Below are 12,465 nucleotides of genomic sequence, written 5' to 3'. Positions count from 1 at the left end.
CTCATCGACCTCTCAGTGGATCTCCTCCACCAGCACGTCCAGCGCCCACGGCTTCCCGGCCCTGCCCGGCGCCTGCGCCTCCACCTCGTACCCGAGGTCCCGCAGCGCCTCCACCAGCGCGGCGGGGTCCTTCGGGGCGGTCCCGGCCGACAGCAGGCTCCGTACGATCCGGCCCTTCGTGGCCTTGTTGAAGTGGCTGACGACCTTACGTGTCGGCGCGTGCAGCACCCGCACGGTCGCGGTCCGCCCGGCGACCTCACCCTTCGGCTTCCAGGCGGCCGCGTAGGCGGCGGAGCGCAGGTCGAGCACCAGGCCGTCGCCGGCCGCCTCGGGCAGCACCTCGGCCATCGGCGCACGCCAGTGCCCGGCCAGCGCGCCGAGACCCGGCAGCTTCACACCCATCGAGCAGCGGTAGGAAGGGATACGGTCCGTCACGCGCACCGCGCCCCACAGCCCGGAGAAGACCAGCAGCGAACGCGCCGCACGCCTCTTCGCCGCCGCGTCCAGCGAGGCCAGGTCCAGGGCGTCGTACAGGACACCGGTGTAGATCTCCCCGGCGGGGCGGGCCCCGGCCGTGCGCAGCCCGGCGTTCTTCGCCACTTCCCCGCGCAGCCCCTTGCTCAGCCCCAGCACCTCGCGCGCCTTCTCCTCGTCAGCGGCGCACAGCTCCACGAGCTCCCCGAGCACGGCATCCCGCGCACCGGCCAGCCCCGGCAGGGAGAGCGACTCCGGCTTCAGCGGGGCGCCGCGGCCCGAGTTCGCCTTGCCTTCCGAGGGCGGCAGCAGGACCAGCACCAGGTACTCCTTCTCTTCGGCCTTCGGCTCTGCGCCAGGGTACGGGGTGCTGCCGAGGCGCCCGCGCCCTACGCTCGACACATGCCCCGCCGCAGGATCCGCGTGACCGGTGCCCCCGAGGCCCCCCTCCGGGCGGCCCTCGCCGCGCTCCGCGCGGAACTCGGCATACCGGAGGCCTTTCCGGCCGAGGTGCGGGAGGAGGCCGAGCGGTCGGCGAAAGCCCCCGCCCCGCCGTCGCACGACGCCACCGACCTCCCCTTCTTCACCCTCGACCCCCTCACCTCCACCGACCTCGACCAGGCCATGCACCTGTCCCGGCAGGGCACCGGCTACCGGGTCCGGTACGCCATCGCCGACGTCGCCGCCTTCGTCGCACCCGGTGGGGCGCTGGACGCGGAGACGCACCAGCGGGTGAACACCCTCTACTTCCCCGACGAGAAGGTCCCGCTGCACCCCGCCGTCCTCAGCGAGGGCGCCGCGAGCCTGCTGCCGGACCAGACCCGGCCGGCCGTGCTGTGGACGATCGACCTGGACGCGGAGGGCCGTACCGTCGCCCTCGACGTGCGCAGGGCGCTCGTCCGCAGCCGGGCGAAGCTCGACTACGCGGGCGTGCAGCGGCAGATCGACAGCGGGACGGCCGAGGGGCCGGTCGCCCTGCTCAAGGAGATCGGTCGGGCCCGGGAACGGCTGGAGGTGGAGCGCGGCGGCATCTCGCTCGACGTGCCCGAGCAGGAAATCACCGAGCGGGACCACACCTACGAGCTGAGCTACCGCGCCCCGCTCCCCGCCGAGGACTGGAACGCCCAGCTCTCCCTGCTGACGGGCATGGCCGCCGCCGAACTGATGCTGGCCACGGGCACCGGCATCCTGCGCACGCTGCCGGCCGCTCCGGACGGCGCCGTCGCCCGCCTGCGCCGCACCGCGGTCGCCCTCGACATCGACTGGCCGCACCACGTGTCGTACGCGGCACTGATCCGCGGCCTCGACCCGCACCAGCCGCACCACGCGGCCTTCCTGCAGGAGTGCACGACCCTGCTGCGCGGCGCGGGCTACACGGTCTTCCGGGACGGGAACCTGCCCGCGCTCACCACGCACGCGGCCGTCGCCGCCCCCTACGCCCACTGCACCGCCCCGCTGCGCCGCCTCGCCGACCGCTATGCCGGCGAGCTCTGCCTCGCGGCCGTCGCCGGCCGAACCCCGCCCGCCTGGGTGCTCACCGCACTCGACAGCCTGCCCCGGCGGATGGCCGAGGGTTCCCGCCTCGCGGGCACGGTCGAGCGGGAGTGCGTCGACATCGTCGAGGCAGCCCTGCTCAAGGACCGGGTCGGAGACCTCTTCGACGGCTGCGTGGTCGACCTCTCCGACCATCAACCGAACGTCGGCACCGTCCAGTTGGCGTCCCCGGCGGTGATCGGCCGGATCGAGGGCGAGCACCTGCCGCTCGGCGAACGGCTGCGGGTCCGGCTCACCAGGGCGGACCCGGGGACGGCGAAGATCCTCTTCACGCCCGCGTGAGAACGCGTACGGGTCCGCCTTCGCCGTGTTGGAGCGGAGCCCCCCTGGTCGCCCCCTTGACGGCTGACACCGCCGGTGCTTTGACCGGAAGGGTTCACCGGCTCGCGACGCCCGGCACGGCACCTCGCCGCGTTGTCGCATCACCCGAGTACATCCCGGGCGGCGGGAGCCCTGTTCCTGGACGAACCGCTGACCCCACGGTGCTGGCCGCCTTCGCCCTCGTCCTGGCGGGCTCGGTCCTGGCGACGGCCACCGCCGGTCCGCGCCGGCCCACACGCCCGGTACCATGGTCGGCACGGCAGACGAGCCGGGCGGACGGCCGCGTGGAGTCCCCTAGGGGGCTTCCCGAGGAACGTCCGGGCTCCACAGGGCAGGGTGGTGGCTAACGGCCACCCGGGGTGACCCGCGGGACAGTGCCACAGAAAGCAGACCGCCGGGGGCCTCGGCCCTCGGTAAGGGTGAAACGGTGGTGTAAGAGACCACCAGTGCCCAGGGTGACCTGGGCAGCTAGGTAAACCCCACCCGGAGCAAGGTCAAGAGGAGCGCCGTGAAAAGCGCTCTGCGCGGACGTTCGAGGGCTGCCCGCCCGAGTCCGCGGGTAGACCGCACGAGGCCGGTGGCAACACCGGCCCTAGATGGATGGCCGTCGCCCCGAGGACCGCGAGGACCTCGGGGAACAGAACCCGGCGTACAGCCCGACTCGTCTGCCGCTCCGCTGTCGCGGGAGGCGGCCGTGGCCCGGAGCAGCGTGGCCGGGCGGTGGACGTCACGGCCGGGCGGTCGTCCGGGGCGGTGGTGGTGCCGGTGTGGTTCGCGGAGCGCGGCGGCCTCCTGTGCGGGCCCGCCGTCCCCCCGGCGGATGTTCCGACATGGTCGCCCAGGCACAGGTGCCGTACGCCGTGCGGTGCACACCGCACTGCCGGCTCAGCGCCTGCACCAGCATCAGTCCCCGGCCGCCCTCCGACAGATCGTCGTACGGGCCACCGGTGGCGGGAGGGTGCCATGTGCCGCTGTCGAAGACCTCGATCCACACGCCGGCCCGGGAACGCGTGAGGCGGAGGCTGACGTCGGCGGAGGGGCTGTGCCGGACCGTGTTGGTCACGAACTCGGAGACGACGAGGCGGGCCGCGTCGACGACCTCCTCGCCGATCCGCCATGCGGTCAACTGCACCCCCACGAAGGCTCTCGCCTGCGACACCGCCTCCTCTTCGGCCGGCAGCGCACAGACGGCGAGGGCGCTGGGGTGCTGCGGGCGCGGCTCCGTGACGTCGGACGGCACTGCCGCGTGGGGGCGCGGTTCTTGGTTTCGGGCAGGCATGACAACTCCTGTCATGACGGACGCAGGGTCACACGACGACGAGGGCGTGGAGCGTGCGCGGTCCGTGCACACCTTCCACCCGGTCGAGTTCGATGTCGCTGGTCGCCGATGGTCCGGAGACGAACGTCAGCGGCCGGACGGGATCCAGGCGGGCCAGCGCCTCGGGAACGCAGGCCACCACCTGGTCGGCCCGCAGCACGCACACATGGTGGTCGGGCACCAGGGTCAGAGCGCGTCGTCCCTGTCCGGGACCGCCGTCCAGGACGAGGGTGCCGGTCTCGGCGATCGCGACGGCTGCGGTCGTGACCACACTGTCGACCCGGTCCAGTTCGCGGACGGGCACCTGCGGACGGTCGTCCAGCACCCGGTGCGGGTCGAGTGCGGCCAGCCAGGCAGGGGGGAAGCCCTGTGGCACCACGACGCATGCGGCACCGCGGGCGCTCAGCGTCTGCGCGATGGCCGTGGGGGCCTCCTCTTCGGTCACCAGTCGCACCGAGGCGCCGTAGTCGGCGAGCCGCGTGGTGAGCAGTTCCAGCACCTCCGGGGAACCGGCGGCCGCCGTACCGCCTCGCGCGTAGGTACGGGTGACGGGTACGTCCTCGGGGCGCTCCCCTTCGGGGACGTCCGCGAGTGCCCGCCGGATACGACTGAGCACTTCTGTCCGCGCGTTCACTGGTGCGTCCTCCTCCACCAGGCCCGAAAGCTCTCCCGGGCCGGGGCCGGTACGTCACGTGCTTCGGTCCACGCCGAGGCCGGGCCGGGCAGCCGGCTGATCCGGCCGCCGCGGCCGGCCAGCCGCCCGGCCGCGGCCGCGGCGCGCTGCGCCGCCGCCAGCCGGGACGGGCTGGAGAGCACCGAGCGCGCCGCCGCCATGGCCAGCCGCTCAGGACTCGGCACCTTTCGGGTACGGGCCTCGTCGACCACTCGGGCCCGCAGGTGAACCAGGACCTCCGGGATGTTGATCTTGACGGGGCAGACCTCGTAGCAGGCTCCGCACAGCGTCGAGGCGTACGGCAGCGAGCGGTCGGCCTCGGCCGCGGTGCCGCGCAGTTGCGGGGTGAGGATGGCACCGATCGGGCCGGGGTAGACCGAGCCGTAGGCGTGCCCGCCGACGCGTTCGTAGACGGGGCAGACGTTCAGACAGGCCGAGCAGCGGATGCAGTTGAGCGTCTGGCGTCCGACGGGGTCGGCGAGCGTGTCGGTACGGCCGCCGTCCAGGAGCACCAGGTGGAAGGCGCGCGGCCCGTCGTCCGCGGTGGTGCCGGTCCACGACGAGGTGTAGGGGTTCATCCGCTCGCCGGTGGAGGAGCGGGGCAGCAGCTGGAGGAAGACCTCCAGATCCTGCCAGGTGGGAACGACCTTCTCGATGCCGACGACGGAGATGAGGGTTTCGGGCAGGGTGAGGCACATCCGCCCGTTGCCCTCGGACTCCACGACGACCGCGGTGCCGGTCTCGGCCACCAGGAAGTTCGCCCCGGACACCCCGACCTTGGCGCGCAGGAACTTCTCCCGCAGATGCCGGCGGGCCGCCTCGGCCAGCTCCCTCGGATCGTCGCCCAGATCGGCCGGCGCCGCACGGCCGTGATCCCCCATGGTGCGCAGGAAGATCTCCCTGATCTCCGCCCGGTTGCGGTGGATGGCCGGCACCAGGATGTGTGAGGGCCGGTCCTCGCCCAGCTGGACGACCAGTTCGGCCAGGTCGGTCTCGTACGCGGCGATGCCCGCGTCGGCCAGTGCCTCGTTCAGGCCGATCTCCTGCGTGGCCATCGACTTGACCTTGACGACCTCCCGTTCGCCGGTGGCCTGGACGAGGTCGACGACGATCCGTGCCGCCTCCTGGCCGTCGCGCGCCCAGTGCACCTGGCCGCCCGCCGCGGTGACCCGCTCCTCCAACTGCAGCAGGTAGTGGTCCAGGTGGCGCAGGGTGCGCTCCTTGACGGCACGTCCGGCCTCGCGCAGCGCCTCCCAGTCGTCCACCTCGGTCACCGCCTCCTCGCGCTTGTGGCGGATGGTGGTGGTGGCGTGGGCGAGGTTGTGCCGCAGCCGGGTGTCGGCGAGCGCGGTGCGTGCCGCCGACGGGAAGGCGGGCGTGCCCAGGAAGGTGGGGCCGCTCATGGGGCGTTCCTTTCCGCGGTGCGAGGGGACCGCCGGGGCTTCCCGGAGTGCGGGGCGGCCCGCGACCGGGAGGCGGCCGGTGCCTGGTCCTCCTCGGTGGCGGCGAGAATCTCGGCCAGGTGCAGGGTGCGTACCCCGGTACGCAGCCGGGACAGGACGCCGCCGATGTGCATGAGGCAGGAGTTGTCGCCCGCGCACAGCACCTCGGCTCCGGTGCTCAGCACATGCCGCACCTTGTCCGCGCACATGGCCACCGAGGTGTCGTGGTTCTTCAGGGCGAAGGTGCCGCCGAACCCGCAGCACTGCTCGGCGGCCGGCAGCTCGACCAGATCGATGCCGCGTACCGCCCGCAACAGCCTGAGCGGCCTGTCGCCCACGCCGAGCATGCGCTGTGAGTGGCACGTCGGATGGAAGGTGACCCGGTGCGGGAAGTAGGCGCCGACATCGGTGACGCCGAGGACGTCGACGATGAACTCCGACAGCTCGTGGACGGCCGGCGTGTCCCGCACCGCCGCGGCCAGCCCGGTGTCCCCGCCCACCTCGGCGACCCGCCCGTGGTACTCGCGCACCATGGCCGCGCAGGAGCCCGAGGGGGTGACGACCGCGTCGTAGCCGGTGAAGGTTTCGGCGAAGCGGCGCACGAGGGGCACGCACTCCCGCTGGTAGCCGGTGTTGAAGTGCATCTGGCCGCAGCAGGTCTGGCCGGCGGGGAACTCCACCGCGCAGCCCAGGCGCTCCAGCAGCCTCACGACCGCCTGGCCGGTCTCCGGGTAGAGCGTGTCGGTCAGGCAGGTGACGAACAGGGCGATCCGCATGGTTCCTCCGGTCGACGAGGGCGCGGCGGCGCTCACGGGAGCATCCCGATGAGCAGGCTGGACTGCAGCAGGACCAGGACGCACATGGCCAGCAGGAGCAGCAGGCTCCACTTGATGGCGGCCCGGAACAGCACCGACTCCCGGCCGACGAGGCCGACCGCGGTGGCCGCGATGGTGAGGTTCTGCGGGCTGATCATCTTGCCGACGACCCCGCCGGAGGTGTTGGCCGCGACAAGCAGGGTCGGGTCGAGCCCGGCCTTGTGCCCGGCGGCCTGCTGGAGCGTGGCGAACAGCGCGTTGGCCGAGGTGTCCGAGCCGGTGACGGCGGTGCCCAGCCAGCCCAGGATCGGCGAGAGGAAGGCGAAGGCGGCGCCCGCACCGGCGATCCAGGTGCCGATCGTGATGGTCTGGCCGGACAGGTTCATCACGTAGGCGAGGGCCAGCACCGAGGCGACGGTGAGCAGGGCCCAGCGCAGCCTGACCACGGTGGCGCCGAACTCCCGGACCGCGACGAGGGGGCTCACCCGGTACACGGCGGCGACCAGCACACCGGACAGCAGCAGCAGCGTGCCCGGGGAGGACAGCCAGGGAAAGGTGTAGACGGTGGCGGTGGAGGGCTGTCCCGCCGCCGTGAGGACGTGCCCGTCCAGACCCGGCCAGCCGAGCTTGAGATCGGTCGTGGCCAGGTACTCCTTGACGGGGGTCCACAGCTTCGCCAGGGAGAAGACCGCGATCACGATCAGGTAGGGCAGGAAGGCCATGACCACCCGGGCTCCGCTGTCCGGTCGCTCGACGGTGGCCGTGGCGGCGGGCACCGGACGCGTGGCGCCGGCCCCGCCCTCCTGCCGCGGGGCGCCCGACGGCACGGCGCCGTCCGGGCCTGCTCCGTCGCCCTGCTCCGCCTCGCGCTCCCGCAGCAGGGCGGCTCTGGCCTGCTCACCACCGGCGGGCTGCCATACGCGCAGGAAGAGGACGACCGCCGCCAGGGCCGCGAGCGAGGCGATGATGTCGGTCAGCTCCACCGAGATGTAGTTCGAGCTGACGAACTGGGTGGCCGCGAAGACCGCGCCGCACACCAGCGCCACGGGCCAGGTCTGACGCAGTCCGCGGCGGCCGTCGACGAGCAGGACGAGCAGCAGCGGCACGAACAGGGCGATGACGGGGGTCTGACGGCCGACGTAGGCACCGATGTCCGTGTAGGGGATCTTGGTGAGGTTGCCCGCCGTGATGATGGGAATGGCGATCGCGCCGAAGGCGACGGGCGCGGTGTTGGCGACCAGCACGGTGAGCGCAGCCCGTACGGGCGCGAAGCCGACGGCCATGAGCATGACGCCGGTGATCGCCACGGGGGCGCCGAATCCCGCCAGGGCTTCGAGCAGGGCGCCGAAGCAGAAGGCGATGACGACGGCCTGGACCCGGGGATCGTCGCTGATCAGTCCGAAGGCCCGGCGCAGGTCCTCGAAACGGCCGGTGACGACGGTGAGTTGGTAGAGCCAGATCGCCGCGACCACGATCCACATGATGGGGAAGAGACCGAAGGCCGCGCCTTCACCGGTCGACAGCAGCGCGAGCTTGACGGGCATGCCGTAGCACGCCACGGCGACGATGAGCGCCACGGCCAGGGAGGCGAGTCCGGCCCACTGCGCCTTGAGTCGCAGCCCGCCAAGGAGCAGGAACAGGGTGAGCAGGGGCAGGGCGGCGACGAGAGCGGAGAGCGCCAGGCTGTCCATGAGAGGGGAGAGATCCGGCTGGTACATGCAGTCCTCGCAACATCGGAGCTTGGTCAGACCATGCTTTGGGTCTTCCACGCTGGCACCTTCCCGTCGCCGGTGTCCAGAGGGCGGGAGGCAGAAAATTGCTGTGGTCAGACCAAAGATCGGGTGCCCCAAGCTATGATCAGAAGGAAGGGCGTTGCCTCAACGGGATGAAAGGGCTTGCCATGGCGGAGCCGAGTGCGGCCTGGGAGCCGGTGCCGCGTTCCCGCACTTTCGAGCTCGTGCTGGCCCGGATCGAGGACCAGATCCTGGCGGGCAACCTGAGCGTCGGCGACCGGCTGCCGCCGGAGCGGGAGCTCGTCGAGCTGCTCGGAGTGAGCCGGGCGGCCGTCCGGGAGGCCCTGCGGATCCTGGAGGCGCAGGGGGTACTGCGCTCCCGCGTGGGCACCGGGCCGGATTCCGGCAGCGTGATCACCGCCATGCCGAGCGACGGCCTCACCCAGTTGCTCCGTCTGCACATGGCGCTGGCGAACTTCCCCCTGGACGACGTGGTGGAGGCCCGCGCCACGCTCGAACGCTCCAGCGCCCGTCTCGCCGCCGGCCACGCCAGCCAGGAAGACCTGGCCCGGATCCGGGAACCGCTCATCCGCATGGACGACGAGGCCCTGGCCCGCGAGCTGTTCAACGACCACGACACCGCTTTCCACGTCGCCATCGCCGAGGCCGGGGGCAATCGGCTGATGGCGGACATGACCGTCGCCGTCCGCAACGCCGTACGGCGCACCCTGCTCACCGCGTTCCACAGGATCGCCGACTGGGAGCCGATCGCCGCCCGGCTGCGGGCGGACCACCACGCGATCTACGACGCCATCGCGGCGGGCGACGTGGAGCGTGCCGGTGACCTGGTGGAGCAGCACATCCGCAGCTTCCACGACGATGTCGTCCGCAAGGCCCTGAGCATGCCGGAGGCCAGGGCCGCGGTGACCGGGACGGGGGCGGGGCCGGCCTGAAGGGCCGATGCCGTGCAGTGGCGGGTTGGTGCGTGACGGCCGGTGAGGCACGTTGGAATAGGGTCTGCTGGTCGTCGGGATGCGTCTGCGTGATGGGTCTGCTGTGGCACGTCAGGTCGTCTCGCGAAAGACATGGACGCCACCGGGGCCCGCTAGAACCACGGGTGGTGTCCGGAACCGACCTCCAATCGGTGCCGGCGAAGAGCCTCCAGGATGGCCGTCCTGGAGGCTTTCGTGTGCCTGGCTCCGGTGGAGGCAGGCATCCCCATCGCGGCTCGACCGGGGAGACTGTGAAGGAGTCGGAGCGTCGGCCTGTCCGACTCCGGGTCCCCGGGCCGCTCAGGCGGCAGGATCAGAGGGGTTGCCTCTGGTTGCCACTGAGCGACCCGGGTCGATCCGGGGTCGAATCAGAGTGGTTTCTTCTGACTGCCTCCGATCGCCTCTGCAACCCGTCCGAGCAGGTCACAGCCGGTTCGCCCTGCAAAGCCGCAGGTCAGAAGGGTGCTTCTGGAGAACCCGGCGTACAGCCCGACTCGTCTGCCGCCATCTGCGGCTTTGCCTGGGAAAGGGCCTCCGACCTGCGAACGGAGGCCTTTCAGATCTTTCGGGGGCTTGCCGCGTCAGGCGGCGGAAAGTCCCTCGGAAGTCCCTCGGACAGCGTTGAAAGTCCCTGAAGAGTCCCTGGCGCAGACCTGCGAGGGACCCCTCTGACCTGGGGTGGATCCGGAAGGTGACCACGCCAGGCGCGTGCACCGCAGATGACCGAAGTCCGCCTTGCCGTGGTCCATGTCGGCCCGCCTCACGGTCGTCGGTCCCCGGAGCGGGTCCGCTCGATCACGGGCCCGTCGGTGCTCATGCATGTCCCACGAGAGATCGATCCGGCCGCGTCGATCACCCAGACCTTCGCCACACTGCCGACGGCACAGTACGGTACGTATGGAGTAACTCTAGACGGTCACGAATGGAGCTGCCATGGTCCACCCTCGGGTCCTCTCCGTACCGATACCTGAGGATTCCTTACTGAAGAACCTGCTGTCCCGCGTCGACTACTCCGACGCCTTCGCTGTCCGACTGCCATCGGATGTCGGCGTCGACGCGGGCGAGTGGGCCGATCGGTTCTTCGCCCAGCCGCCCTCCTGGGTCCGCCGTGCCCTAGCCCTGCGCGACTCGCTGGTCGGCGCGCTCGGCTTGAAGACCAACGACCTGGAGGCGGCCGTCCCCTTCCCTGAGCTGCTCCGCACCGGGAAAGAGGTCGTCTACGGGGTGGACGACCGCCACCTCGACTTCCGCGCCTCCGTCCATGTCGCCCGCAGCGACGGGGCTGTCCACATCTCTGTTGCCACCGTGGTGCACCAGCACAGCCTGTTCGGGCGGCTGTACTTCCTGCCGGTCCGCGTGCTGCATCCCTTGATCATCCGGTCAATGCTGCGTCGCCTGACTGCATGAGTCACCTCGGTTCAGGAGGCCGTGCGCGGAGCCGTCCGCGCGCGGTTCGACGGCGCCGACGGGCCGACGGGAGGTCCGTCTCGTGGGCAGTAGTCCGGTCAGCCCAAGGCCGACCGCCTTACCGGCGGCCATTGTTCAGCGTTCACCAAATTCACCCGGGTGGTCGTGCCATCGGCTAGGCATTGTTTGGATGTCGAGGCTTCCACGGCGAGACACGGGAGATTCGGCCTGTCCTCGTACCTGCACCCTGCCGAGCATCGGGCTCTGCAGATGCCGGCCCCTGCGGATCGCACTACCGCCCTGCTGGGGTGCTGGGTTCGCAAGGAGGCCTATCTCAAGGGCGTCGGCTCGGGACTCGCCGGTGGTGTCGGGACGAACTACGTGGGATTGGAGGCCGCATACGCGACCGGCGCAGTCGGCGCGGAGGACGCGCTCCTGCCATCCGGCTGGAGGATCCTGGATGTCGCCGTACCGAAGGGGTTCAAGGCCGCCGTCGCCCTTCGGGACGATCGTCCCGAAGATCGGAGACGGGTGTGCCTGCCGGCGCGTTCCTTCGACTTGGACCAGGTCGGCCGCCGCTGGTCACTCGGGGGTGGGCAGCAACCTCTCCCGGACCGACTGCTGGAAGTCGCCGTCATCGGCGCCCGGCGGAACCAGGTCCGGGTCGGTGCGCCGGAGATGGAGGACACCGAGGTGGATGGCGTAGAGCATGAGCGCCGTGGATTCGGCCTCGGGCGGCTGGAGTCCGGTCTCGGTGAGCAGGTGCCGCAGGATCTCCAGGCGGCGCCGGTGTGTCTCCGCGAGGACCTCACGGACCTCGGGGTGGGCCGTGTCGGCCTGCAACGCGATCTCGATGCCCCGGGAGGGGTTGTCGAAGACGTACTCCAGCAGCGCGGACATCTTGGCGGCGGGATCCGGCAGTTCGGCCAGTGATGCGGCCACCTGGTCGGTCGTCGCGTCGCGCCAGTGCTGCAGTGCGGCCCTGACCAGCGCGTCGCGGTTGGCGAAGAACCAGTAGAAACTGCCCTTGCTGGCGCCCAGTTCGGCGGCCAGCGGTTCTACGGCGACCGCACGGGTGCCGCCGCACGCCATCGCGCTGATCGCCGCATCGATCCAGTCCTGTGCGGTGAACCGCGCCTTTTCCGTGCGTGCCATGCTCAGTACGGTATCGTATGGAGCCGCTCCGCGCGGCCGGGGTCCATGCCCGGGCGCTCGGTCCGCTCGTCCGGGGTGCGCTTGCCCTTGTGGCCGCAGTCACATCAGGTCCTGGTCGTATCCGGGACCGCCTGCACAGTGGACGCCGTAAAGCGGCAGCCTGATGCAGGAACTGGACACAGTGCATGCAGCTTGTGGCCGGTTCCTTGCATCGCAGGAATGGCTGACATAGTTTGAGGAAGAATCGACGAGCACTCAAAAACGGGGGTTTACGTCTGCCCGTCGGACAGTAAGTGCGGCTGCTTGCGGAGCCGAATTCATAGGGCTGTCGATGGCACGGCCCGCGAGGATTCAGAGCTCCCCGCAGTGAGCGAGTCCTTACCGCACGGTTTATGACCGATGCCGGTATGCAGGTACACCTTATACACACTCTGTCGTGGTGTGTCCCTTGGGCATGTGGGCGAACGGCGTACCTGTTGTTCATTCATGGGGGAAACAATCATGCACGTGCAATCCACAAGCCATGCCTGCGTTCCGGAACAGCGAAGCCATCGCCAGTCGGCGAAGGAGACCACCACAGG

At 70.9% G+C, this 12,465-nt stretch carries 10 protein-coding genes, 1 other RNA gene and 1 pseudogene; 5 read left to right on the top strand and 7 right to left on the bottom strand.

The genetic code is table 11. From position 1 onward, the window contains the following. Positions 1–12 precede the first annotated feature (12 nt). A complete protein-coding gene (gene yaaA / locus ACFZDC_RS22805) occupies positions 13–795 on the bottom strand; it encodes a peroxide stress protein YaaA (RefSeq protein ID WP_391326476.1) in 783 nt (260 codons plus the stop codon). An 81-nt stretch (positions 796–876) separates the two neighbouring features. Here yaaA and ACFZDC_RS22800 point away from each other — a divergent pair, with 81 nt between their 5' ends. Both ACFZDC_RS22800 and rnpB read left to right on the top strand, forming a co-directional pair. Next, positions 877–2,310 carry an RNB domain-containing ribonuclease gene (locus tag ACFZDC_RS22800; protein ID WP_391326474.1) on the top strand — a complete coding sequence of 478 codons (1,434 nt, stop codon included), beginning with the start codon at positions 877–879 and terminating at the stop codon, positions 2,308–2,310. 303 nt (positions 2,311–2,613) lie between these two features. Beyond that, positions 2,614–3,017: RNase P RNA component class A (gene rnpB, locus ACFZDC_RS22795), an RNA gene on the top strand. A gap of 59 nt (positions 3,018–3,076) precedes the next feature. On the opposite strand, the gene ACFZDC_RS22790 is transcribed toward rnpB, so the two are convergent. Genes ACFZDC_RS22790 through ACFZDC_RS22770 form a run of 5 tightly spaced genes read right to left on the bottom strand, consistent with a single transcriptional unit; the run spans position 3,077 to position 8,315 of the window. After that, entirely contained in the window at positions 3,077–3,628 is a 552-nt protein-coding gene (locus ACFZDC_RS22790; protein ID WP_391326472.1) for an ATP-binding protein, read from the bottom strand. A gap of 28 nt (positions 3,629–3,656) precedes the next feature. Then, entirely contained in the window at positions 3,657–4,301 is a 645-nt protein-coding gene (locus ACFZDC_RS22785) for an LUD domain-containing protein (protein WP_391326470.1), read from the bottom strand. Then, positions 4,298–5,743, bottom strand: coding sequence for a LutB/LldF family L-lactate oxidation iron-sulfur protein (locus tag ACFZDC_RS22780; protein ID WP_391326468.1), 1,446 nt, complete (start codon positions 5,741–5,743; stop codon positions 4,298–4,300). Before ACFZDC_RS22780 ends, ACFZDC_RS22785 begins: the two co-directional genes overlap by 4 nt. Further along, positions 5,740–6,558, bottom strand: a complete 819-nt coding sequence (locus tag ACFZDC_RS22775) for a heterodisulfide reductase-related iron-sulfur binding cluster (protein WP_391326545.1) — start codon at positions 6,556–6,558, stop codon at positions 5,740–5,742. Before ACFZDC_RS22775 ends, ACFZDC_RS22780 begins: the two co-directional genes overlap by 4 nt. Before the next feature lie 32 nt (positions 6,559–6,590). Beyond that, entirely contained in the window at positions 6,591–8,315 is a 1,725-nt protein-coding gene (locus tag ACFZDC_RS22770; protein WP_391326466.1) for a lactate permease LctP family transporter, read from the bottom strand. Positions 8,316–8,497: 182 nt separating this feature from the next. Here ACFZDC_RS22770 and ACFZDC_RS22765 point away from each other — a divergent pair, with 182 nt between their 5' ends. The 3 genes and pseudogenes from ACFZDC_RS22765 to ACFZDC_RS22755 form a co-directional block, all read left to right on the top strand. Then, entirely contained in the window at positions 8,498–9,283 is a 786-nt protein-coding gene (locus ACFZDC_RS22765) for an FCD domain-containing protein (protein ID WP_391326464.1), read from the top strand. A 972-nt stretch (positions 9,284–10,255) separates the two neighbouring features. Further along, entirely contained in the window at positions 10,256–10,729 is a 474-nt protein-coding gene (locus ACFZDC_RS22760) for a DUF2867 domain-containing protein (RefSeq protein WP_391326462.1), read from the top strand. Positions 10,730–10,888: 159 nt separating this feature from the next. Beyond that, positions 10,889–11,080, top strand: a pseudogene (locus ACFZDC_RS22755) (4'-phosphopantetheinyl transferase superfamily protein); the annotation flags it as partial. Between the two features lie 231 nt (positions 11,081–11,311). Here the strand turns inward: ACFZDC_RS22755 and ACFZDC_RS22750 are convergent. Further along, positions 11,312–11,884 (bottom strand): TetR family transcriptional regulator, encoded by a 573-nt coding sequence (locus ACFZDC_RS22750; protein ID WP_391326460.1) that lies wholly within the window; start codon positions 11,882–11,884, stop codon positions 11,312–11,314. Positions 11,885–12,465 lie beyond the last annotated feature (581 nt).

This window comes from Streptomyces sp. NPDC007905, from assembly GCF_042959345.1.
GTDB lineage: Bacteria > Actinomycetota > Actinomycetes > Streptomycetales > Streptomycetaceae > Streptomyces.
This window is presented reverse-complemented; position numbering and strand designations above follow the sequence as displayed.